The sequence below is a fragment of the Streptomyces sp. NPDC014801 genome (assembly GCF_043082085.1).
Classification (GTDB): Bacteria; Actinomycetota; Actinomycetes; order Streptomycetales; family Streptomycetaceae; genus Streptomyces.
Genome location: NZ_JBIBXG010000020.1, coordinates 63,572 through 84,906, shown reverse-complemented (window position 1 = coordinate 84,906; position 21,335 = coordinate 63,572). Strand labels below are relative to the sequence as shown.

Sequence of the window (21,335 nt, the reverse complement as noted above, 5' to 3'; positions counted from 1 at the left end):
CCCACCACGTCCCCTCCCCGCCGTCGGCGACTACAGGCCGTCGCCGCTACCTGCCTACGTAGCTGCGGGCAGTCGTGCCGCTGGGGCGGCACGGGTGGGCGCAGCGGCACCCCGTGGCGCCGGGCCGCGCACCCCACGGCGGTCACCGCAACCCCGGGTGCCTCGCACCGTAGGGTCACGTGCCCTACGGCGGTTGCCGCGGGCGTGGGGTGGTGCACGCGCCGTAGCCGCACGTGTCGTAGGAAAAAGAGAACGTGCACGTCCCTCCCCCCGAAAGAAGGGACGTACACGTGGAGGCTCAGGCCGCGCGCCGGCGCAACACCGTGAAGGACACCGCGACCGCCGCCCCGGCCAGCGCCAGGACGATGCCGCACTCCACGAGCTGCAGCGGCCAGTAGTGAGACTCGGGGTGGAAGACGGCGTAGTAGCCGCCCGCGTTCCGTCCGCTCGCGACTTCCCACACGTGCTCGGGCAGTTCGACCGGCTTCGCGGAGGTTCGCGTCCGCCGGGGCCACAGATCGGCCCGGTACGTCTCCAGCACCAGGCCGAGCAGCCACATCACGGCGACGGACGCCCCCAGCGCGGGCAGCGTACGGCGCAGCAGGAGCGCCGTGAGCGTGCCGACGGCGAGCGCGCACAGGGCGTACGCCACCGCGGTGGGCCCGCCGGCCAGGTAGAACGCCTGTGCGTACCAGTCGTCCCACATCAGGTCCCGGTTGACCGCCCACCCCCAGTGGAACACCGCGACGACCGCGCCGAGCCCGAGGGTGAGGGCGAGCGCGGGCAGGGCCAGCTTGGCCGCGAGCCAGCGCGTCGGCGTGATGCCCTGCGTCCAGGCCAGGCGCGCCGTGCCGGACTCCAGTTCGCGCCCGATGAGCGCGCCGCCGGCGAACGCGGCCACGGCGAGGAAGGCGTACCCGGTCACCAGCGCGACCACGCCCGTCCAGTCGGCGTAGGGGGAGGAGAAGGCGTCGCAGTAGTCCTGGGTGCAGTGCGTCTGCGCGGCGCGGGTGTCGTCGGCGGTGACCTGGTTGAGCCAGACCTCCCAGACGGTCAGGGCGAGGATCAGCGCCGCCCACACGGCCGCGGCCGCGCGGTGCACGCGCAGCAGCGTGGCGGTCATACGGCGGCCGCCTTGGGGCCGGTGATCCGGCGCAGCGCCAGGTACGCGCCCGCCGTGAGCAGCAGCGCGAGGACGAGCGTGAGCGCCGTGGTGGTCAGCTGCAGCGGCCAGTAGTGGGAGGCCGGGTGGTAGGTGTGGAAGAAGCCGACGGCGTCGAGCTTCTCGTACATCGCCCGGCAGTCGGGCCAGGTGCTGCTGCCGCAGCCGGGGTCGGCGATGTGCCGGCCGCCGGCGGTGACCAGGCCCTGGTCGACGTACAGGACGTTGCCGAGCAGGTCGGCGTTGCGCAGGTCGGTGGTGTGCGTGGCCGTGGGCCACAGATGGGGCAGGGCCTGGTCGGCGATCGTACGGACGACGAGCGTCAGGCCCGCGCCGGTCATCAGGGCGGGCAGGGTGCGCTGCCACAGCAGGCCCGCGAGGGCGCCCGCGGCCAGGCCCGCGAGGGCGAAGGCGACCGTGGTGGGCCCGTTGGCGTGCAGGGTGGTGCGGTCGAACCAGGCCTCGGCGGTGTCGACACGGCCCTCGCCCGCCGTCCAGGCCAGGCGGTGCAGGCCGACGAGCAGGCCCGTCCCGGCGGCGACCAGGACCGCCGGCAGCGCGAGGCGGCCGGTCAGCCAGCGGACCGGGGTGAGGCCCTGAGTCCAGGCGAGGCGGGCCGTACCGGACTCCAGTTCGCGGCCGACGAGGGCGGCGCCGGACCAGGCGGCCACCACGAAGGGCACCGAGGTGACCGCGATCGTCGTGTACAGGTACAGCGACTTGTAGCGCAGGATCGCCGGCTGGTCGTACGCGCAGGACTCGGTGTGGCAGGCGTTCCACTGGCGCCAGGCCGTCGCCGCCGCGTCCGTCGCCGGGCCGTACAGCCACAGCAGGGCCGCCGACGTCACCAGGACGAGGGCCGCCCAGACGAGCAGCGCCGGGCGGTGCAGCCGCACCAGCCAGTGCAGATGGCGCGGCGCGTGCGTCTTCACGGTGGGCAGGGACAGCGCGGTCACGCGGCGGCCTCCTCGGGCAGGGCCGGTGCCTGCGGATTGCGCAGGTGGGCGAGGACGAGTTCCTCCAGGGTGGGCGTGGAGGTGCGCCAGCCGGCGGGCAGCGGGGCACCCGGGCGCAGCAGCGCGGTGAGCTGGCGGCCGGTGGTGCGGGACTCCACGACGGTGTGCGGGGTGAGGTCCGCGCCGTCGGCGGGCGCGCTCACGCGCGCGTGGGCCTCCAGCAGGGCGTCGATCTCGCCGGACAGCCGCACCCGGCCGTCGCCGAGCAGGAGGAGGTGGTCGCAGGAGTCCTCCAGTTCGGCGACCACGTGAGAGGACATCGCGATCGTCGTGCCGTACTGCGCGGCCTGCGCCATCAGCGTGCCCATCAGCTCGTGCCGGGCGAGCGGGTCCAGGTCCGCCATCGGCTCGTCCAGCAGGAGCAGCTCGGGGCGCTTGCCGAGGGCCAGGGCGAGGGCGACGCGGGTGCGCTGGCCGCCGGAGAGCGCGCGGATCCTCGACCGCGGGTCCAGGTCGCCCGCCGCCACGACGCCTTCGGCGGCGGCCGCGTCCCAGCGGGCCGGGTTGAGGTCGGCGCCCATGCGCAGCGTCTCGGCGACCGTGAGCTGCGGGTAGAGCGGCTTGTCCTGGGCGACGTAACCGACACGCGTGCGTGCGGAGGCGGGGTCGGTGCCGAGGACGGTGACGCGGCCCTCGGTCGGGGCGGTGAGCCCGGCGGCCAGGGCGAGGAGCGTGGACTTGCCCGCGCCGTTGGGGCCTACGACGGCGCAGACGCGTCCGGCGGGCAGGCGGACGGCGCAGCCGCGCAGGGCCCAGCGGGCGCGGCCCGGACGCCGGCCGAAACGCTTGCCGAGGCCGGTGGCCTCGATGGCCGGGTCGGTCATGGACGGTCTCCCTGTTCTCCGGGGGAGCGCTGGTCGAGATCTCCCGGGAAGTGCTGGTCGAGGACGGCGGTGAAGAGGGCGGCCACGTCGTCGCGGTCCAGTCCGGCCGTGCGGGCCCGCCCGGCCCACTCCTCCAGCTCCGTGCGCAGCGGGGAGTCGGCGGGGGCGGTGCCCAGCGAGCGCCGTACGAAGGTGCCGAGGCCGCGGCGGGCCTCGACCAGTCCTTCGCGTTCCAGCTCGCGGTAGGCCTTCAGGACGGTGTTGGGGTTGATGGCGGTGGCCTCCACGACCTCGCGGGCCGTGGGCAGCTGGTCGCCGGGGCGCAGCAGGCCCAGGCGGAGGGCCTGTTTGGTCTGCTGGACGATCTGGACGTAGGTGGCCACGCCGCTGTGCCGGTCGATCCGGTACTCGACCATGGCCTTCCACCACCCTTTCACTAATTGAGTAGTGAAAGGGTGGTGGAAGGGGTGGGGGAAAGTCAACTCCGCTGGACGGGGGCGACGGCTGCTCGGTCGGGGGTGGGGGGGCGAGTGGTGGCCGGGTACGGGCGGTGGTCGGGTGCGGGTGGTGGCCAAGGACGGGCGGTGGTCAGGCGCGGGCGGTGGCCGGGTGCGGGCGGTGGTCGGCGGGCGCGATGGGTGCGCCGCACGGTTGCCGGCCGGTGCGGACCCGACCGTCGGCCCCGTGCCCGCAGGGTCTGCGCCGGCGCTGGGAAAGTTGTCGCGGCCTCCGTGAACCGATCGGTGGGGCTCGTCCGATGAGGAGACGTGAGCGAAACGAGAAGCGACGGGGAGCTGCTGCGGGCCATCGCGGCAGACGGGGACCGTCACGCCTTCGAGGAGCTGTACCGGCGGTACGCGCCGTGGCTGACCGCGCGCATGCGCAGTCGCTGCGCCGACGCCGGGATAGTCGACGACGTCGTTCAGGAGACGTTCCTCGCGGTGTGGCGGGGCAGCGCCCGCTATCGCGAGGAGGGCGACGTCGCCGGGTGGCTGTGGCGCATCGGCGCGCGGCGCCTGGTCGACGCGCTGCGCGGGGACGGCGCCCGCGGCCGGCTGCGGCAGGCGCTCGCCCGGCTGCGGCACCGGGACGAGGCGTCCGCGGAGGAACGCGTGCTCGCGGGGGTGGAGCACGGGGACCTCGCCGGCGCGCTCATAAGGCTGTCGCCCGAGTTGCGCGCCGTGCTGCAGGCCACGGTCATCGACGGGCTCAGCACCCGGGAGGCGGCCGTCGTGCTCGGCATTCCGCCCGGCACGGTCAAGACGCGGGCGATGCGCGCCCGCAAGCAACTGCGGGAGGCGCTGGCATGACGTGGCATGTGGCCGAGGACGACCTGCGCGCCTACGGGCGCGGCGAGCTGGAGCCGCCGCTGCTGTGGTCGGCGGACACGCACCTCACGGCGTGCGCCGAGTGCCGCTCCCGGCTCGCGGAGGTCACCGAGCCCGTCGCCCTCGACCTGGGCTGGGCGCGGCTGGACGCCGAGCTGGACGCGCCCCGGCCCGGGCTGTGCGAGCGGCTGCTGGTGCGGTGCGGGGTCGCCGACCACACCGCGCGGCTGCTCGCCGCCACCCCGGTGCTGCGCCGCTCCTGGCTGCTGGCGCTGGTGTTCGTGCTGGCGGCGACCGTGCTGATGGTGCACGCCGCCGGTTCGCTCGCGCTGTTCCTCGCCCTGGCGCCGCTGCTGCCGCTGGCCGCGGTCGCGCTGTCGTACGGCCCGGTCCTGGACCCGACGTACGAGATGGCCGTGGTCGCCCCGCTGCACGGCTTCCGGCTGCTGATGCTCCGCACGGTCGCCGTGCTGTCCGGCAGCCTCGTCCTCAACGGCGTGGCCACGCTCGCCCTGCCGGAGTACGGGCTGCGTGCCCTGGCCTGGTTGCTGCCCGCGCTCGCTCTGACCACGACCGGGCTCGCCCTGACCCCGCGGCTCGGGCCGGTGCTCGCGCCCGCGCTGGTCGGCGGCGTCTGGGTCGGCGTGCTGGCCGTGGCCAGAGCCCTGCACCACGGCACGCTCGCCCCCTTCACCCTCCTCGGGCAGCTCGCGGCCGCTCTGGTCGCCGCCGCCGCCGGCTGGCTGCTGGTGCGGCTGCGCGACCGCTTCGACACCACCTCGGCGCACGCGCCGTTCCGCACCTACGGGAGTGCCGTATGACCACCACCGTCTCCGCCTCCGGGCTGACCCTCCGCTACGGCGGGACACGGGCCCTGGACGACGTCTCGCTCAGCCTGGCGCCGGGCGTCACCGGGCTCCTCGGGCCCAACGGCGCCGGCAAGACCACGCTGCTGCGGGTGCTGGCCACCGCGGTCCCCGCCGACCAGGGCTCCTTCACCGCCCTCGGCCACGACCCGGGCACCGCCGCCGGCCGTCAGCGGCTGCGCCGCGAGCTGGGCTACCTGCCGCAGAACCCGGGCTTCCACCCGGACTTCACGGCGTTCGAGTTCGTCGACTACGTCGCCATCCTCAAGGAGCTCACCGACCGCGGCGCCCGACACCGCGAGGTGCGCCGGGTCCTCGACGCCGTCGACCTGGCGGACGTGCGCGGCCGGCGCATGAAGCGGCTGTCCGGCGGGATGCGGCAGCGGGTCGCCCTGGCCGCCGCCCTCGTCGGCGACCCCGGGTTCCTGGTCCTGGACGAACCGACCGTCGGCCTCGACCCGGAACAGCGCATGCGCTTCCGGGAACTGATCGCGCAGGCGGGCGAGGGCCGCACGGTGCTGCTGTCCACCCACCAGACCGAGGACGTGGCGATGCTCTGCCACCGGGTGATCGTCCTGGCGGGCGGCCGCGTCCGCTTCGAGGGCAGCCCCGCCGAGCTGACCGCGCGGGCGGCCGGCCGCGTCTGGAGCAGCGCCGAACGCGCCCCGGGTGCCCGCGCAGGCTGGCGCACCGGCACCGGCACCTATCGCAACATCGGCGACCCGCCCGAGGGCGCCGACCTGCTCGAACCCACCCTGGAGGACGGCTACCTGCTCGCCCTGGACGACCACAGCACGGAGGTGGCGGCATGAGCGCGACGCTCACACCCCCGGCCCCCGCGGTGACGGAACCCGGGCGCACTCCCGGCCCCTGGAGGGCCGTTCTCGCCCTGGCCCGCTTCGAGGCCCGCGAACTGCTGCTGTACATCCCGGTGCTCGTCTTCCTGCTGCTGTACACCGGCTACACGCTCTGGCAGTCGTTCTTCCACCGCGACGGCATGGACGACTACCCGGTCCTCCACTACGTCGACCGCGGCACCCAGTCCGGGCCGCTGCTCGTCGCCATAGCCGTGTTCCTGTGCGTCAACCGCGCCGCGCTGCGCTCCCACCGGCAGGGCACCGACCGGCACTTCGACGTGCTGCCCGTCCCGCCCTGGCAGCGCACCCTCGCCCACGCCCTGTCCGTCGTACCGGTCGCGGCCGTCGTCGCCCTCGTCGTCACCGCCGAGTTCACGGTGGCGGCGCTGCGGCCGGGCGCCGTCGGGCACGGCTCGGTCGCCGAGCTGGCGGTGGGCCCGCTGTCGGTGCTGCTGGCCGGGGTGCTCGGGGTGCTGCTCGCCCGGCTGGTGCGGTCCTCCTTCCCCGCCCCCCTGTTCGTCATCGGGCTGTACGTCGCCGTGACCCTCGTCGCCGTCGCCGCGGACGGCACCGATCCCGACGGGGTGAACTGGCTGTCGCCGGTCGTCGACCAGTCCGGCGGCAAGCCGGTCCCCTCCGACCTGCTGGGCCGCCCGGCCGGCTGGCACGCCCTGTATCTGATCGGGCTGGCGGTGCTGCTGCTGGGCGCCGCACTGCTGCGCAGCGGGCTGCGCTCCCGCTCCCTGGGCGCGCTCACCGCGCTCGCCGTCGCCGCGACGGGTGCCGGCATCGCCGGGCAGTCCACCGCCGGCACGGACCAGGTGCGCGCGGCCCGTACGACGGCCTCGGTGCACCCGGAGAAGGTCCAGCGGTGCGTCCCGCACGGCGCCAACGTGTACTGCGCCTTCCCCGAGTGGACCGGCACCACCGCCGACTGGGCCGCCGTGGCCGACCGTGTCCAGCGGCTCGCCGGAGGTACCGCCGAGCACCGCAGACTGACGGTCCGCCAGCGCCTTGAAGCCCGCTACGGCCTGACGTCCGACTCCGCGCTGGAGCCGCTGACCGGGCCGGGCCAGGTGACGGTCGGCACCCGCTGGGGCGGCAACCGTGTCCCGGAGTTCGCCGTCGGTGTCGCCTCGGTGCTGGTGGCCGGGGACGAGAAGGCCGCGGGCGCCCTGTGCGACGCGCGCGTGGTGACCGTGATGTGGCTGGCGCTGGCCGCGCAGCCGCACCCGATGGACGCGCTGCGCGACGTGCGCCTCGACGACAGCGTGACGGGTTCCGCGATCGCCCTCGCCCCCACCGAGCCGGTGTCCATGAGCGCCGCGCAGACCGACGTGGTGCGGGAGCTGCTGGCCGAGCCGCCTGCCCGGGTCACGGCCGCGGTCAAGGCCCACTGGGACGAGCTGACCTCGCCGAGGACTTCTCTGGCACGGGTCGCCCAGCTCCTGGGCGTGCCGGCCCCGGCGAAGGGGGAGAAGGCGGAGGAGGGCGACGGTGACTCCTGTGATGCGTAGTCCCTCCGGGCTCCGGCCCGGCCGTCGCGCCGCCCTCGGCGCCCTGCTGTCGGCGACGGCCCGCGCCCTGCCCCGGGCGCCGCTCGCCGCCGGCGCCGCCCTCGGACTGCTCACGGCCGCCCTCCCGCGGCTGCTGTCCGGTGGTCCCGCCGACCCCTGGACGACCCTGCTGTGCCTGCGGGTGGCCGCCGTGTTCGGTGCGCTCGGCCTGGCCTTCCTCCTGGACGACCCGGCCCGCCGTACGACGGAGACCGTGCCGACGGGCCGGGCGGTGCGGGCCTGCCTGCGGCTGGCGCTGATCGCCCCGCCCGCGGCGCTGTGGTGGGCGGCGGCCCTGCTGGCCACCCCGGCGGACGCCAGGCCCCCGCTGGCGGAGGTCACCCTGGAGGCCTTCGCCCTGGGCGCCACGGCCCTCGCGCTGGCGTCGCTCGCGGTACGCCGCGGCACTGAGCCGGAGCCGGGGCGGGCGGCGGCGATCGGGGTGCTGTCGCTGACGGTGCTCGCCGCGCTGCTGCCCGAGCGCTGGGGCCTGTTCCTCCCGCAGGACAGCCGCTACTGGGCCGCCGCCCACGGCCGCTGGGCGCTGCTGCTGACCCTGGCGGTGACGGCCTGGGCCCTGTCCCTACCGGAGCCCCTGCGGCGCCGGACGGTCCGGCTCAGAGCGGGCCGGGCGTGACGCGCGTGGGCGGCAGTCGGCTGAGGGCGGGCCGGGTGTGACGCGCGGGGGCGGCCAGCCCGGCTGAGGGCCGGCCAGGCGTGACACGCGGGGGCGGCCAGCCCGGCTCAGGGCGGGCTGGGCCGTGACGCGCGCGGGCGGCCTGTCCGGCTCAGGGCAGGCCGGGCCGTGACGCGCGCGGGCGCCTGCCGGACAGCCGGGGGGACCCCTCATCGGGCGTCCGGCGGTGCGTCAAACGCTGCGGCAGGAGTCGTGCCGGGCGGTGCGGCAGGCGGTGCGGCAGGCGCTGCGGAGGGCGTCCCCGCCGCTCACGTCTCCGTCCGGTACATCAGATCCGTCTCGTACGTCGTGAAGCCCATCCGCTCGTACACGGACACGGCCGCCTTGTTGTCGGCGTCGACGTAGAGCATCGCCGTCGGCAGGCCCTGGGCGGCCAGGTGGCGCAGGCCGATGACGGTCAGGGCCTTGCCCAGGCCGCCGCCCTGGACGCCGGGGGCGACGCCGAGGACGTAGATCTCGCCGAGCTGTTCCTCGGCGTGGACCTTCGTCCAGTGGAAGCCGACGAGTTCGTGCCCCCCGGCGTCCCCCGCGGTGGCGCGTTCCGCGAGGAAGAAGCCGGCCGGGTCGAACCAGGGCTCCGCCTTTCGGGCGTCGAGGTCGCGCTGGGTGAGGGAGCCCTGTTCCGGGTGGTGGGCGAAGGACGCGGCGTTGACGGCGAGCCAGGCGGCGTCGTCCTGGCCGGGCACGAAGGCGCGCACGGTGACGCCCTCGGGCAGCACCGGGTCGGGCAGGTCGAGCTCGGTCAGCGGGCGGCGCATCTGCCGCAGTTCGCGGAAGAGCGTGAGCCCGAGGACCTGGGCCAGGTGACGGGCGGCGGAGTGGCCGCCGTGCGCCCAGACGCGCAGCCGCTTGCCGGAGGCGGCGAGCAGGGCGGAGCCGAGCGCCCGCCCGTGGCCGTGGCCGCGGTGGGCGGGGTGCACGACCAGTTCGGCGGCCGGTGCCTCGACGGGGTCGGTGTCCTCCAGCTGGGCGTAGCCGACGAGTTCGTCGCCGACGGTCAGCAGCAGATGGGAGACACCCTCGCGGGCGCCGTCGCGCAGCTGGAGCCGTCCCTGCTCGGACACCGCCTGCTGGCCGTCGTTGCGGGCGGCCTCCGCGAGCAGGCCGAGGACGGCCTCGGTCTGCTCCGGGGAGAGCGCGGCGTGGGTCTCGATGGATCGGGCGCCGGGGAGCCGTGCGGTGTCGTCGCTGGTCATGCGTACGAGGGTAAGGGGAGCGGCCCGCAAAGTGGGGACAAAGGCGAGGGCAAAGGGAAACCAGGATGTAACCCCGAACCCCCTGTCGCGCTACGCGCGTTGACCCTAGGCTGCGCCCGGGCGTGGCCACCGCCGCACCGGTCCCGCCAGGCCACGTCGTCATCGCACAGACAGGGGGGCGTATGCCAACCACACCACAGTCGAACCAGCCCGCAAGACGCCGTACGCGCCGGCTGCTGGCGGCGGCCGCCGCGCTCGCCACCGCGGGCGCGCTGGCCGCAGCGCTGCCGGCGTCCGCGAGCACGAGCGGCCGGCACGGCGACGGGCACGGCGGCCACAAGCCGTCCCCGAGCCGCTACCAGGACGTGCAGCTGCTGTCCTTCAACGACCTGCACGGCAACCTCGAGCCGCCGTCCGGTTCCTCCGGCCGGGTCACCGAGCTGCAGAGCGACGGCACCACGAAGACGATCGACGCGGGCGGTGTGGAGTACCTGGCCACGCATCTGCGCGACGCGCGCAAGGGCCACCCGTACTCGATCACCGCGGCGGGCGGCGACATGGTGGGCGCCTCGCCGCTGATCTCGGGCCTGTTCCACGACGAGCCGACGATCGAGGCGCTGAACAAGCTGAAGCTGGACGTGACCAGCGTCGGCAACCACGAGTTCGACGAGGGTGCGCAGGAGCTGGCGCGGCTGCAGAACGGCGGCTGCCACCCGAAGGACGGCTGCTACACCGACGAGGGCTTCGAGGGCGCCGACTTCCCGTACCTGGCGGCCAACGTCCTCGACGAGAAGACCGGCAAGCCGATCCTCAGGCCGTACTGGGTCTGGAAGAAGAAGGACGTCAAGATCGGCTTCATCGGCGTCACCCTGGAGGGCACCCCGGGCATCGTCTCCGCCGACGGCGTCAAGGGCCTGACCTTCAAGGACGAGGTCGAGACGATCAACAAGTACGCCAAGGTGCTGCAGCACCAGGGGGTGCAGTCGATCGTCGCGCTGATCCACGAGGGCGGCTTCCCGGCGTCGGGGTCGTACAATTACGACTGTGACTCCCCGGGCGCCGGCGACGGCATCTCCGGCCCGATCGTCGACATCGCCAAGAACGTCACACCGGCCGTGGACGCCCTGGTCACCGGGCACACCCACACCGCGTACGTGTGCACGATCCCCGACCCGGCGGGCAAGCCGCGCATGGTCACATCGGCGTCGTCCTTCGGCCGTCTCTACACGGACACCACGCTCACCTACGACCGGCGCACGGGCGACATCGCGCGGACGGCGGTGCAGTCGGCGAACCACGTGGTCACCCGGGACGTCCCCAAGGCGGCGGACATGACCGAGCTGATCGGCAAGTGGAACGCCCTCGCCGCGCCCATCGGCAACCGCCCCATCGGCTACATCTCCGCCGACGTCCCCAACACCGGCACCGAGTCCCCGATGGGCGACCTGATCGCCGACGCCCAGCTGGCCTACGGCAAGCAGCTGGACCCGAACACCTCGCTGGCGCTGATGAACCCGGGCGGCGTGCGCGCGGGCCTGACGTACGCGGCCAAGGCGGCCGAGGGCGACGGCGTGGTGACGTACGCGGAGGGCTTCACGGTCCAGCCGTTCGCCAACACGGTGAACCTGCAGGACTTCACCGGCGCGCAGTTGATCCAGGTGCTCAAGGAGCAGGTGTCCGGCCCGAACCAGGCCGCCCCGAAGGTCCTCCAGCCGTCGGCGGGCCTGACGTACACGCTGGACATGACCAAGACCGGCGCCGACCGCGTGGTCACGGACTCCGTCCGGCTGAACGGCAAGCCCCTCGACCCGGCGGCCACCTACCGCGTCGCGACCAACAGCTTCCTCGCGGGCGGCGGCGACGGCTTCCCGACGCTGGGCCAGGGCACGAACGACGTGGTCGGCACGGACGACCTGGCGGCCCTGGTGCAGTACCTGACGGCCAACTCCTCGGCGACGAGCCCGCTCGCGCCTCCGGCGGCGAACCGGATCACGATCACGCAGTAACACCACCCGCACCTCGCCGACCGGCCCCAGGGGCCCGGCCTCCGCGCAGCGCACACCGTACGCGGCGGCCGGGTCCCGCCGTCTTCCCGGGAACAGCCTTGGAGCTCAGAGTCAGGGCTGCTTCTTCCGGTCGAACCAGATCGTTGCCAGGGTCGGCAGGAGGGCTGCCGCGATCAGGAGGCGTGGGGGAAGGCGGTCGGTCCATGGGGGCAGGAGGATCGCCAGGGCGCACAGCATCGTCCAGGCGGCCTGGGCCAGGACGATGCGGGCCCAGCGCCAGGTGCGGGCCACCGAGCGCAGGCTCATGCGGACCCCGGGGCTCAGCCGCCGGTGGCGCCACCACACGCCCGCGGCCCCCACCACGCCCATGAGGAACAGAACCCACAGGCGCGTCCCCAAGGGCACGGGCAGCGTCGCCGGGGTGCCGGTGGCGGGGCCCAGGTCCTGTGCCAGGGCGGCGAAGAGCAGGCACAGCAGGGCCGGCAGGCGTGTCCCGCGCAGGACGCGGTAGACGGCGCGTTCCAGACCGCCGCGCAGGGCCCAGGACTGGGGCTGCGCGGTGAGCGCGGCGGCGTACGCGCTCGCGACGTCCCGGTCCGTGACGTCGTTGTCCTTGGCGCGCCGGGCGATCTGCTGGGACAGCGCGAACGCGTGCTGCGGGTCGCAGCGCAGGACGTGCTGCTCCAGGGCGTCCATCGCCTCCGCGTTGCCGGCGACGGCGGCGATCTTCCACATGGTCATGTAGGCGTCGGCCTCGTCCGGTGCCAGCCGGACGGCCTGTTCGGCCAGGTCGACGCCCTCCCGGTAGTCGTCCATGGTCCGTGGCGGCAGACACAGCAGTTCGGCCAGGAGCGCGTACGCCCCCCACCACTGCGGGTTGATGCGGATCGCCTCGCGTGCCGCGACGACAGCCTCGTCGCGCCGCCGCAGGCCGCGCAGCACGTGCGCGCGCAGATGGACGGCGTCGTAGTGCTCGGGCGCGAGCCGCAGCGCCTCGTCCAGCGCGGTCAGCGCCTCCGCGTCGTTCTTCGCCATGCGGTGACAGCGGGCGAGGAGCACCCAGGCCGGTACGTCGGTGGGGTCCTCGGCGAGGCGCCGGGCCAGCAGCGTGCCGGCGTCCTCGGGGCGACCCAGGTCGAGCAGGGCTCTCGCCTGCTCCGCGACGGGGTGCGTGGTGCTCACAGCTTCCGCCTCTTCTTCAGGTAGGCGACCAGGTCGTCGTACATCCCGCCCTCGTTCGCGAACATCGCCACGTTCCGGGCCGCGGCGAACCACGGCTCCGTCGACGGGGTGACCTCCCGCGCGGCGGCCAGCAGGTCCGCCATGCCGATCATCCGTACGGTGCCGGTGCGGGCGGAGTCCAGCAGCGCGCGTTCGGCGGCGGCCTCGCAGACATGGGCGAGGTCGGCGCCGGAGAGGCCGTCGGTGACCTTGGCCAGCCTGGCGAGGTCGACGTTCTCGATGGGGCGGTCGCGCAGGTGGTAGCGCAGGATCGCCTCGCGGGCCGGCGCGTCCGGCGGCAGCACGAGGAGCGTGCGGTCCAGGCGGCCGGGGCGGCGCAGCGCGATGTCCACGTCCCAGGGCACGTTGGTGGCGGCCAGCACGAACACGCCCTCGTTGGCCTCTGCGTCGATGCCGTCCAGCTCGGTGAGCAACTGGTTGACGGTGTTGCGCAGGCCGCTGTGCGCGGTGCGGCTGCGTTTGGCGCCGAGGGCGTCCAGCTCGTCGAGGAAGACGACGCAGGGGGCCTGGCGGCGGGCCGTCCGGAAGATCTCGTGCATGTTGCGCTCGGAGGTGCCGATCCACATGTCGAGGACGTCGTTGACCGACACCGACAGGAAGGACGCGCCGAGTTCGCCGGCGACGGCCCGCGCGATGAACGTCTTGCCGCACCCGGGCGGCCCGTACAGCAGCAGCCCGCCGCGCAGGCTCTTGCCGTACAGCCGGCGCAGCTCGGGGTTGCGCAACGGGGCGAGGAAGGCCGCCTCCAGACGGTCCTTCACCTCCCGCATCCCGCCGACGTCCGCCAGCCGCACGCCGCCGGGCCGCTCCACGTCCCACGCGGCCGCGTCCCCGGGGTCGCCGTCCCCGTCCGCCCGCAGCGGCGCCTCGACGAAACGGGGCGGCACGACGTCCCCGACCTCCCGCTCGGCGGCCCGCCAGTCGAACCCGGCGGGCCGCGCCTCCTGACTCTGCGGAACGGCCGCCTCCGGGGCCCGCGCCGTCCCCGTCTCCGGGGCCTGCGGTACGGCTACCGCCGTCCCCGTCTCCGGGGCCTGCGGTACGGGTACCCCCATCGCCCGTGCCATCAGCTGCCGCGCCTGGACGTCCCCCGGCGCGTGCTGCAACGCGACGGCCACCTCGGCGACGGCGGCGTCCGCCCGGCCGGCGTCCAGCAGCAGCTCGGCGAGATGCAGCCGCAGCGGCACATCGGCGGGCGCGGCGGCGACCGCCGTCCGCAGACTGACGATGAGAGGGGAGTCTTCCGGCATGATCCCTACCCTACGGATCCGCCCTGCGCCGCCAAGGGCCGGGCGCGGAGCGGGAGTCGGGTCCCGTGGGTGGTCGCCGCGGGGAAGGGAGAGGTTGCCGTTCGGTACTACGGCACGGGGGTGTCCGGCGGTGGGGTCGGTGCCCCCGGCAGCCGTACGGTCGCCACCGTGCCGCCGCCCTCCGCGCGGGCCAGCGACACCTGGCCGCCCGCCTGCTGCACCGTGCGCGCCACGATGGACAGGCCCAGGCCCGAACCCGGCAGCGCGCGGGCCGACGGGGAGCGCCAGAAGCGGTCGAAGACGTGCGGGAGTTCGTCCTCGGCGATGCCGGGGCCGTGGTCGCGGACGGTCAGCACGCCACCGGCCAGGCGGACCTCGACGGTGCCGGACTCGGGGCTGAACTTCACCGCGTTGTCCAGGATGTTCACCACGGCCCGCTCCAGCGCGGCCGGTTCCGCGCGGACGTACCAGGGCTGGAGGTCCGCCGTGATGGTCAGCTCCGGGCCGCGCAGCCGGGCGCGGCGCAGGGCCGACTCCACGGTGTCCTCCAGGGAGATCACCTGGATCCGCTCGCCGCGCTGGTTGTCCGCTCGGGACAGCTCCTGCAGGTCGCCGATGAGCGACGCCAGTTCCGTCATCTGCGCCTTCACCGACGCCAGCAGCGCCTTGCGGTCCGCCTCGGGCAGCGGGCGGCCGGTCTCCTCGCTGCGGCTGAGCAGTTCGATGTTGGTGCGCAGGGAGGTCAGCGGGGTGCGCAGTTCGTGGCCGGCGTCGGCGATCAGCTGCTGCTGGAGGTCGTGGGAGCTGGCCAGGGCGGTGGTCATGGAGTTGAAGGAGCGGGACAGGCGGGCGATCTCGTCCTCGCTGTCGTCCTCGACCGGGATGCGGACGGTGAGGTCCTCGGTGCGGGCGACGTGTTCGACGGCCGCAGTGAGCTTGTCGACGGGGCGCAGACCCGCGCGGGCCACGGCGAGACCGGCGGCACCGGCACCGAGGACTCCGATGCCGGAGACCAGCAGCAGGATCCAGGCCAGCGAGGACAGCGGCTTGGTGACCTCCGCGAGCGGCTTGGCGACGGACACGGCGATGCCCTGCTGCACCTGCTCGGTGGTGCGGTCGTACACCTGCCGCGTGAGGACGCGGACGGGGATGCCGTCGGTGGTTCCGGAGGTGTGCAGGGCGTTGCGCTGGAGGCCGTCCGCGACGGCGATGTCGGAGTGCTCGATGCGGACGGTGTCGTTGGCCGGGTTGAGGCAGGTGGTGCCGTCCGAGTAGATGATCGTGACGATGGGGGAGTTGGGCGGCTGCGGGATCTTCTGCGGCTGGGGCAGCTGGCAGTTGCGCAGCATGCCCTGCAGCAGCCCTGTCGAGACGTCCTGGCCGCGCAGCTCCTCGTCCAGCTGGTTGTACAGCTGGTCCCGCACCAGGAACCAGCACGTCACCGACACCGCCGCCACCGCGAACGCGACCGCCGCCGCCACCAGCAGGGACAGCCGGGTGCGGATCGGCAGCGCGCGGAAACGGCGCAGCGGGCCGGTCACTCGGCGCCGCCCTGCCGCAGCACGTACCCGACGCCGCGCACGGTGTGGACGAGGCGGGGCTCGCCGCCGGCCTCCGTCTTGCGGCGCAGGTACATGACGTACACGTCGAGGGAGTTCGACGAGGGCTCGAAGTCGAAGCCCCACACCGCCTTCAGGATCTGCTCGCGCGTGAGGACCTGGCGCGGGTGCGCCATGAACATCTCCAGCAGCGTGAACTCCGTCCGGGTCAGCTCCACGGCCCGCCCGCCCCGCGTGACCTCGCGCGTGGCGAGGTCCATCCGCAGGTCGGCGAAGGTCAGCACGTCCTCGTCGGCCGGGTCGCCCGCGCCCACGGCCGCCGCGTAGGAACTGCGGCGCAGCAGCGCGCGGATGCGGGCGAACAGCTCGTCCAGCTCGAACGGCTTGACCAGGTAGTCGTCGGCGCCCGCGTCGAGTCCGGTGACGCGGTCGCCGACGGTGTCGCGGGCGGTCAGCATCAGGATCGGCGTGGTGTCGCCGGCGCCGCGGATGCGGCGGGCGGCGGTCAGGCCGTCCATGCGGGGCATCTGGATGTCCAGCACGATCAGGTCGGGCCGGTAGGCGGTGGCCTTCTGCAGGGCGTCCGCGCCGTCGACGGCGACCTCGGTGCCGTAGCCCTCGAAGGCGAGGCTGCGCTGGAGTGCTTCGCGCACGGCCGGCTCGTCGTCGACGATCAGGATGCGCTGGGGGTCACGGTCGCCGTCGGCGGGGCTCATCGGTCGGGGTGTCCTCGGGTGGGGTCTGGGTCGGGTCGCTCTCAGCGTCCCACGGCTGCCGTGCGCCGGGCCAAGACCCGGCTGCCGTGCGCCGTGCCAAGACCTGGCTCAGCCGGTCACGGCGGTCAGCCGGCGCAGGGGCACCTTGTGGCGGTGCGGGCGGTCCGTGCCGGTGCGCAGGCCCATCAGGTGGGGCACGGCGACCTCGGCCACCGGGGCATCCGGGGCCGCCGGGGCTGCCGTGGCGGCGGTGCGGGCGGGGGTCAGCCGCAGGGCCGGGGCGGGGCCGGCGGGGGGAACGGCGGGGCGGACGAGGGGGATGGCGTGCTCGATCATGTCGTACTCCCTGCGGTGAGGGGGCCGGGCGCGGGGTTCAGCCGTTCGCGCCCGCCCGCAGCTTGGCCAGGTCGGCCTTGACGGTGTTGACCGGGATGGCGAAGCCCAGGCCGACACTGCCGGCGTCCGAGGAGGAGGACGAGCCGGCGGCCGAGTACATCGCGGAGTTGATGCCCACGATGTTCCCGTTCATGTCGATCAGGGCGCCCCCGGAGTTGCCGGGGTTGAGGGAGGCGTCCGTCTGGATCGCCTTGTACGTCGTCGTGGAGGAGCCGGTGTCGCCGTTGAACTGGCGGCCGCCGAACTCGAACGGCCAGCCGCCGCCCTGTTGCTGCTGCTGACCTTCCTCGGTCGGGACGGTCACGTCGCGGTCGAGGGCGGAGACGATGCCGCTGGTCACGGTGCCGGTCAGGCCCTCGGGGGAGCCGATCGCCACGACCGTGTCGCCGACCTGGAGCCGGGAGGAGTCGCCGAGCGACGCCGCCTTCAGCCCGGAGGCGCCCTGCACCTTGATCAGCGCGAGGTCCTTCTTGCTGTCCGTGCCGACGACCTGCGCGGTGTACTGCTTGCCGTCGCTGGTGCGCACGGTGACCGAGGAGGCACCGGCGATGACGTGGTTGTTGGTGACGATCTCGCCGCCGGAGGTGATGATCACGCCGGAGCCGGTGGAGCGCCCGCTGTTCGTGGTCGCGTTGATCTCCACGATGCTGGGGCTGACGGCCGAGGCGATGGCCGCGATGTCGCCCTTCTTGCTGGAGGGCACGACGTTCGTGGCGGTGGACGCCGCGGTGGTGTCCGTGCCGGTCAGCTCCTGTATGCCGTACGCCGTGGCGCCGCCGATGGCCGCGGCGACGATCGCGACGGCGGCGAGCAGTGCGAGCGGGCCGCGGGTGCGCCGCTTCGGGCCCGGCGCGGGCTGCGCGGCCCCGGAGGCGACCGTGGGCGGGAACGGCGGCGGAGGCGGCCACTCCGGGTTCACGGGAGAGGAACCGTGCGCGGGAACCTGCTGCCACGTGTCCTCGTGAGCGCCCTGGTACGGGCCCGGACCCGGCCGGGCGCCCATGGCGTGGTGCGGCTGAGTGCCCTCGGCGGTTTGCGGCTGAGCGCCCTCGGGGGCGTTCGGCTCAGCGGCCTCGTGGGCGTTCGGCTGAGCGCCCTCGTAAGGGTTTGGGTGAGCGCCCTGGGAGGAGGTCGGCTGAGTGCCCTCGTAGGGGTTCGCGTACTCGCCGTCGCGGCGGATGCTCTCGGTCATGTCATACAGCGTTCCGCGCGATCATGAGAGGTTCCTGAGGAAGGCCTGAGAAGCCCGGCAGAACCTCGTATGCCCGATATAAAGCCCCTCCTCGGGCTTCGCGGGGGCTCTCTCAGCGCCGTCTCATGAGCAGCCGCACGAGGTGCGTACGACCAGCCGGGACGGGAACACCTTCAGCCGCTCCCGGCGCGAGCCGGCCACCCGCAGCCCGTCGTCCAGGACCAGGTCGACGGCGGTGCGGGCCATCGCCGAGCGGTCGGAGGCGACGGTGGTCAGCGGCGGGTCCGCGAGCGCCGCCTCCTTGATGTCGTCGAAGCCGGCCACGGCCAGCTCGCCCGGCACGTCGATACGCAGCTCGCGGGCCGCGCGCAGCAGGCCGATCGCCTGGTCGTCGGTGGAGCAGAAGATCGCGGGCGGGCGGTCCGGGCCGGAGAGGATCTCCAGGCCGACGCGGTAGGCGTCGTAGCGGTTGTACGGCGCCTCGAACAGGCGCCCCTCGGTCGGCAGCCCGGCCTCGTCCATGGCCCGGCGCCAGCCCTCGACGTGGTCGGAGACCGGGTCGCCGACGGCCGGGGTCTCGGCGGTGCCGCCCATACAGGCGACGTACTCGTAGCCGTGCTCCAGCAGGTGGCGCACCGCGAGCTGGGCGCCGCCCAGGTCGTCGGTGACGACGGCGACGTCGTCGATGGCCTCCGGGCGCTCGTGCAGCAGCACCACGCGTGCGTCCCAGGCCTCGATCTCGGCGGCGGCCAGGTCGTTCAGCGCGTGGGAGACGAGGATCAGGCCGGAGACCCGCATGCCGAGGAAGGCGCGCAGATAGTGGACCTCGCGCTCGGCGACGTAGTCGGTGTTGCCGACCAGCACCATCTTCCCGCGCTCGGCGGCGGCCCACTCGACCGCGTGCGCCATCTCGCCGAAGAAGGGCTGGCGGGCGTCGGGGATGATCAGGCCTATGAGGTCCGTACGGCGGGACGCCATGGCCTGGGCGACCCGGTCGGGCCGGTACCCCAGCTCCTTGATCGCGGCGAGGACACGCTCGCGCGTGGCCGGGGCGACCGGCCGGGGTCCGTTGTTGATGACATAGCTGACGACGGCAGTGGAGGTCCCTGCCAGTCGTGCCACGTCGTCCCGAGTCACCTTGGCCACGCGCGGAGTCTACGCGGAGAGACCCGCTCTGGGCAGGGCGTATCAGAGCGTGGATGTGCGACCGCAACGCCCTGCCGCACGGGCGCGCGCCCTGCCCGGGAGGGACGTCAGGCGTCCGCGGAGACCTCGGTGGCGCGTGCGGGCGCCTCGGCGTCCTTCTCGTCCCGTTTCGTCCGGTCGGCCTTGGCCTTCGCCTCCTCGGCGGCCCGCTCGACCTTCTCCGGCGTAACGAATCGGTAACCCACGTTCCGCACGGTCCCGATCAGCGACTCGTGCTCGGGTCCGAGCTTGGCGCGCAGCCGCCGCACGTGGACGTCGACGGTGCGGGTGCCGCCGAAGTAGTCGTAGCCCCAGACCTCCTGCAGCAGCTGGGCGCGGGTGAAGACCCGGCCCGGGTGCTGCGCCAGGTACTTGAGCAGCTCGAACTCCTTGAAGGTCAGGTCCAGCACCCGGCCCTTGAGCTTGGCGCTGTAGGTGGCCTCGTCGACCGAGAGGTCACCGTTGCGGATCTCCATCGGGGAGTCGTCGCCCGCGATCTGCTGCCGGCCCATGGCCAGCCGCAGCCGCGCCTCGACCTCCGCGGGGCCCGCGGTGTCCAGCAGCACGTCGTCGATGCCCCAGTCCGCTGTCACGGCCGCGAGGCCGCCCTCGGTCACCACCAGGACCAGCGGACAGCCGGGGCCGGTGGAGCGCAGCAGCTGGCACAGGCTGCGCACCTGCGGCAGGTCGCGGCGCCCGTCGACCAGGATCACGTCGGCGCCCGGCGTGTCCACCAGGGCCGGTCCCTCGGCCGGAGCCACCCGCACGTTGTGCAGCAGCAGGCCGAGTGCGGGCAGTACCTCCGTCGACGGCTGGAGGGCGTTGGTCAGCAGCAGGAGAGAGCTCATGCGCCACCTGCCCGGGTCGTCGTCTCGTCGTGCACGGTTCGCTCGCCCATAACGTCTGGTTCCTCCTCGGTCCCTGCGAGGACGTTTGCGGCACTGCTCTGATGCGGCACTGCTCCTACGTGCGGCTCCCGCGCCCCTGGGAACCGCCGGGGCCCCCGGAGGGGGGCCGCCTATGCGATCGACAACCCGTACCACCAGCGGTTCCCGCGTTCACCTGCGGTTCGCCGCGTCGTATACAACGCTTCCGAAAGCACAAAAGGACCCGGGGGCTACGCTGCCCGGATCCTCTGCGCAGCAGAATAGCCCACATGAGCATCGGTCCGGCAGGTGATGTGGCGCGTTCCACCGTACGTCCGACATGTGAGACGGGCCTGCGGGCGCCCGCGCGCACGCTGCTGCGTACCGCCGACGGGGTGACGATCGACGCCCGGTACGACCCGTTCACCAGCGGTCACGACACCTCCGCGCCGCCCTCGGGACGCCTGGTGTTCGTCGTGGCGCACGGATTCACGGGGGAGGTGGACCGGCCCCACGTGCGCCGGGTGGTGCGCGCCCTCGCGCGGACCGGAGCGGTGGTCACCTTCTCCTTCCGCGGGCACGGGCGCTCCGGCGGCCGCTCGACCGTGGGCGACCGGGAGGTGCTGGACCTCGAGGCCGCGGTGCGCTGGGCGCGCGAGCTCGGGCACGCGCGCGTGGTCACCGTCGGCTTCTCCATGGGCGGCTCAGTGGTCCTGCGGCACGCGGCGCTGCACGGCGGCACGGACGCCGTCGTCTCCGTCAGCGCGCCGGCCCGCTGGTACTACCGGGGCACCGCGCCCATGCGGCGGCTGCACTGGCTGGTGACCCGGCCGGCGGGGCGGCTGGTGGGCCGCTACGGCCTGCGCACCCGCATCCACCACCGCGACTGGGACCCGGTGCCGCTGTCCCCGGTCGAGGCGGTGCCGCGCATCGCGCCGACCCCGCTGCTGATCGTCCACGGCGACCGCGACGGCTACTTCCCGCTCGACCACCCCCGGATGCTCGCGGACGCCGCCGGTGACCACGGCGAACTGTGGCTGGAGCGCGGCATGGGCCACGCCGAGAACGCCGCCGCCGACGAGTTGCTGGACCGCATCGCGCGCTGGGCCGCCTCCCGGGCGGGCTAGCCTGACGGTGTTCACTGCCGAACCGACACGAGGGACGAGATGGCAAAGGTCACGGTGCGCTACTGGGCCGCCGCCAAGGCCGCGGCCGGGATCGCCGAGGAGCCCTATGACGCGGCCACGCTGGCCGAGGCGCTCGACGCGGTGCGCGAACGGCACCCGGGGGAGCTCACGCGCGTGCTCCAGCGCTGCTCGTTCCTGATCGACGGCGACCCCGTGGGCACCCGCGCGCACGACGCGGTACGGCTGACCGAGGGCGGCACGGTCGAGGTGCTCCCGCCGTTCGCAGGAGGATGA

At 74.1% G+C, this 21,335-nt stretch carries 21 protein-coding genes; 8 read left to right on the top strand and 13 right to left on the bottom strand.

The window, feature by feature from the left end:
- Positions 1-298 precede the first annotated feature (298 nt).
- The 4 genes from ACF1AL_RS37165 to ACF1AL_RS37150 are packed head-to-tail and all read right to left on the bottom strand — an operon-like array spanning position 299 to position 3,418.
- A complete protein-coding gene (locus tag ACF1AL_RS37165; RefSeq protein WP_391828694.1) occupies positions 299-1,123 on the bottom strand; it encodes a hypothetical protein in 825 nt (274 codons plus the stop codon).
- On the bottom strand, positions 1,120-2,118 hold the full coding sequence (locus ACF1AL_RS37160) for an ABC transporter permease (RefSeq protein ID WP_391660304.1): 999 nt from the start codon (positions 2,116-2,118) through the stop codon (positions 1,120-1,122). The genes ACF1AL_RS37165 and ACF1AL_RS37160 overlap by 4 nt, the downstream gene beginning before the upstream one ends.
- Positions 2,115-3,002, bottom strand: coding sequence for an ABC transporter ATP-binding protein (locus tag ACF1AL_RS37155; RefSeq protein WP_391828692.1), 888 nt, complete (start codon positions 3,000-3,002; stop codon positions 2,115-2,117). The genes ACF1AL_RS37160 and ACF1AL_RS37155 overlap by 4 nt, the downstream gene beginning before the upstream one ends.
- Positions 2,999-3,418, bottom strand: a complete 420-nt coding sequence (locus ACF1AL_RS37150) for a GntR family transcriptional regulator (protein ID WP_366841455.1) — start codon at positions 3,416-3,418, stop codon at positions 2,999-3,001. Before ACF1AL_RS37150 ends, ACF1AL_RS37155 begins: the two co-directional genes overlap by 4 nt.
- 351 nt (positions 3,419-3,769) lie before the next feature.
- On the opposite strand from ACF1AL_RS37150, the gene ACF1AL_RS37145 reads away from it, so the two are divergent.
- The 5 genes from ACF1AL_RS37145 to ACF1AL_RS37125 are packed head-to-tail and all read left to right on the top strand — an operon-like array spanning position 3,770 to position 8,246.
- Positions 3,770-4,312, top strand: coding sequence for an RNA polymerase sigma factor (locus ACF1AL_RS37145; protein WP_366841454.1), 543 nt, complete (start codon positions 3,770-3,772; stop codon positions 4,310-4,312).
- Positions 4,309-5,151, top strand: a complete 843-nt coding sequence (locus ACF1AL_RS37140) for a zf-HC2 domain-containing protein (RefSeq protein WP_384212689.1) — start codon at positions 4,309-4,311, stop codon at positions 5,149-5,151. The genes ACF1AL_RS37145 and ACF1AL_RS37140 overlap by 4 nt, the downstream gene beginning before the upstream one ends.
- Positions 5,148-6,008, top strand: a complete 861-nt coding sequence (locus ACF1AL_RS37135) for an ABC transporter ATP-binding protein (RefSeq protein ID WP_386420028.1) — start codon at positions 5,148-5,150, stop codon at positions 6,006-6,008. Before ACF1AL_RS37140 ends, ACF1AL_RS37135 begins: the two co-directional genes overlap by 4 nt.
- Complete coding sequence (locus ACF1AL_RS37130; protein ID WP_391706442.1) at positions 6,005-7,570, top strand: ABC transporter permease; 1,566 nt, start codon at positions 6,005-6,007, stop codon at positions 7,568-7,570. Before ACF1AL_RS37135 ends, ACF1AL_RS37130 begins: the two co-directional genes overlap by 4 nt.
- Complete coding sequence (locus ACF1AL_RS37125) at positions 7,563-8,246, top strand: ABC transporter (protein WP_391828690.1); 684 nt, start codon at positions 7,563-7,565, stop codon at positions 8,244-8,246. The genes ACF1AL_RS37130 and ACF1AL_RS37125 overlap by 8 nt, the downstream gene beginning before the upstream one ends.
- 308 nt (positions 8,247-8,554) lie before the next feature.
- Here ACF1AL_RS37125 and mshD read toward each other — a convergent pair whose 3' ends face one another.
- Positions 8,555-9,502, bottom strand: a complete 948-nt coding sequence (gene mshD, locus ACF1AL_RS37120; protein WP_391706437.1) for a mycothiol synthase — start codon at positions 9,500-9,502, stop codon at positions 8,555-8,557.
- A gap of 182 nt (positions 9,503-9,684) precedes the next feature.
- Between mshD and ACF1AL_RS37115 the strand changes: the two genes are divergently transcribed.
- Complete coding sequence (locus ACF1AL_RS37115; RefSeq protein WP_391828688.1) at positions 9,685-11,508, top strand: bifunctional metallophosphatase/5'-nucleotidase; 1,824 nt, start codon at positions 9,685-9,687, stop codon at positions 11,506-11,508.
- 111 nt (positions 11,509-11,619) lie between these two features.
- Here ACF1AL_RS37115 and ACF1AL_RS37110 read toward each other — a convergent pair whose 3' ends face one another.
- The 8 genes from ACF1AL_RS37110 to ACF1AL_RS37075 form a co-directional block, all read right to left on the bottom strand.
- The gene (locus tag ACF1AL_RS37110; RefSeq protein ID WP_391828686.1) at positions 11,620-12,690 is read right to left on the bottom strand and encodes a tetratricopeptide repeat protein; all 1,071 of its coding nucleotides are present in this window, start codon (positions 12,688-12,690) and stop codon (positions 11,620-11,622) included.
- On the bottom strand, positions 12,687-14,000 hold the full coding sequence (locus ACF1AL_RS37105) for an ATP-binding protein (RefSeq protein ID WP_391828684.1): 1,314 nt from the start codon (positions 13,998-14,000) through the stop codon (positions 12,687-12,689). Before ACF1AL_RS37105 ends, ACF1AL_RS37110 begins: the two co-directional genes overlap by 4 nt.
- Before the next feature lie 107 nt (positions 14,001-14,107).
- Positions 14,108-15,541 (bottom strand): sensor histidine kinase, encoded by a 1,434-nt coding sequence (locus ACF1AL_RS37100; RefSeq protein WP_384212677.1) that lies wholly within the window; start codon positions 15,539-15,541, stop codon positions 14,108-14,110.
- Entirely contained in the window at positions 15,538-16,275 is a 738-nt protein-coding gene (locus ACF1AL_RS37095) for a response regulator transcription factor (protein WP_366841443.1), read from the bottom strand. The genes ACF1AL_RS37100 and ACF1AL_RS37095 overlap by 4 nt, the downstream gene beginning before the upstream one ends.
- A 108-nt stretch (positions 16,276-16,383) precedes the next feature.
- On the bottom strand, positions 16,384-16,611 hold the full coding sequence (locus ACF1AL_RS37090; protein WP_391828682.1) for a hypothetical protein: 228 nt from the start codon (positions 16,609-16,611) through the stop codon (positions 16,384-16,386).
- A 37-nt stretch (positions 16,612-16,648) separates the two neighbouring features.
- Positions 16,649-17,863 carry a S1C family serine protease gene (locus tag ACF1AL_RS37085; RefSeq protein WP_391828680.1) on the bottom strand — a complete coding sequence of 405 codons (1,215 nt, stop codon included), beginning with the start codon at positions 17,861-17,863 and terminating at the stop codon, positions 16,649-16,651.
- A 123-nt stretch (positions 17,864-17,986) separates the two neighbouring features.
- Positions 17,987-19,009, bottom strand: coding sequence for a LacI family DNA-binding transcriptional regulator (locus tag ACF1AL_RS37080; protein WP_391821858.1), 1,023 nt, complete (start codon positions 19,007-19,009; stop codon positions 17,987-17,989).
- A 107-nt stretch (positions 19,010-19,116) separates the two neighbouring features.
- Positions 19,117-19,896 (bottom strand): response regulator transcription factor, encoded by a 780-nt coding sequence (locus ACF1AL_RS37075; protein WP_366841439.1) that lies wholly within the window; start codon positions 19,894-19,896, stop codon positions 19,117-19,119.
- 308 nt (positions 19,897-20,204) lie between these two features.
- Between ACF1AL_RS37075 and ACF1AL_RS37070 the strand changes: the two genes are divergently transcribed.
- Positions 20,205-21,041, top strand: a complete 837-nt coding sequence (locus ACF1AL_RS37070; RefSeq protein WP_386585196.1) for an alpha/beta hydrolase — start codon at positions 20,205-20,207, stop codon at positions 21,039-21,041.
- Positions 21,042-21,080: 39 nt separating this feature from the next.
- Positions 21,081-21,335: a MoaD/ThiS family protein gene (locus tag ACF1AL_RS37065; protein ID WP_366841437.1), complete on the top strand. Its 255-nt coding sequence runs from the start codon at positions 21,081-21,083 to the stop codon at positions 21,333-21,335.

Excerpts from the sequence above, each read along its gene's own strand:
- ACF1AL_RS37095 (WP_366841443.1), bottom strand. The coding sequence starts at position 16,275 with ATGAGCCCCGCCGACGGCGACCGTGACCCCCAGCGCATCCTGATCGTC.
- ACF1AL_RS37140 (WP_384212689.1), top strand. The coding sequence starts at position 4,309 with ATGACGTGGCATGTGGCCGAGGACGACCTGCGCGCCTACGGGCGCGGC.
- ACF1AL_RS37105 (WP_391828684.1), bottom strand. The coding sequence starts at position 14,000 with ATGCCGGAAGACTCCCCTCTCATCGTCAGTCTGCGGACGGCGGTCGCC.
- ACF1AL_RS37155 (WP_391828692.1), bottom strand. The coding sequence starts at position 3,002 with ATGACCGACCCGGCCATCGAGGCCACCGGCCTCGGCAAGCGTTTCGGC.
- ACF1AL_RS37090 (WP_391828682.1), bottom strand. The coding sequence starts at position 16,611 with ATGATCGAGCACGCCATCCCCCTCGTCCGCCCCGCCGTTCCCCCCGCC.
- ACF1AL_RS37150 (WP_366841455.1), bottom strand. The coding sequence starts at position 3,418 with ATGGTCGAGTACCGGATCGACCGGCACAGCGGCGTGGCCACCTACGTC.
- mshD (WP_391706437.1), bottom strand. The coding sequence starts at position 9,502 with ATGACCAGCGACGACACCGCACGGCTCCCCGGCGCCCGATCCATCGAG.
- ACF1AL_RS37070 (WP_386585196.1), top strand. The coding sequence starts at position 20,205 with ATGAGCATCGGTCCGGCAGGTGATGTGGCGCGTTCCACCGTACGTCCG.
- ACF1AL_RS37135 (WP_386420028.1), top strand. The coding sequence starts at position 5,148 with ATGACCACCACCGTCTCCGCCTCCGGGCTGACCCTCCGCTACGGCGGG.
- ACF1AL_RS37125 (WP_391828690.1), top strand. The coding sequence starts at position 7,563 with ATGCGTAGTCCCTCCGGGCTCCGGCCCGGCCGTCGCGCCGCCCTCGGC.
- ACF1AL_RS37075 (WP_366841439.1), bottom strand. The coding sequence starts at position 19,896 with ATGAGCTCTCTCCTGCTGCTGACCAACGCCCTCCAGCCGTCGACGGAG.
- ACF1AL_RS37065 (WP_366841437.1), top strand. The coding sequence starts at position 21,081 with ATGGCAAAGGTCACGGTGCGCTACTGGGCCGCCGCCAAGGCCGCGGCC.
- ACF1AL_RS37130 (WP_391706442.1), top strand. The coding sequence starts at position 6,005 with ATGAGCGCGACGCTCACACCCCCGGCCCCCGCGGTGACGGAACCCGGG.
- ACF1AL_RS37115 (WP_391828688.1), top strand. The coding sequence starts at position 9,685 with ATGCCAACCACACCACAGTCGAACCAGCCCGCAAGACGCCGTACGCGC.
- ACF1AL_RS37085 (WP_391828680.1), bottom strand. The coding sequence starts at position 17,863 with ATGACCGAGAGCATCCGCCGCGACGGCGAGTACGCGAACCCCTACGAG.
- ACF1AL_RS37165 (WP_391828694.1), bottom strand. The coding sequence starts at position 1,123 with ATGACCGCCACGCTGCTGCGCGTGCACCGCGCGGCCGCGGCCGTGTGG.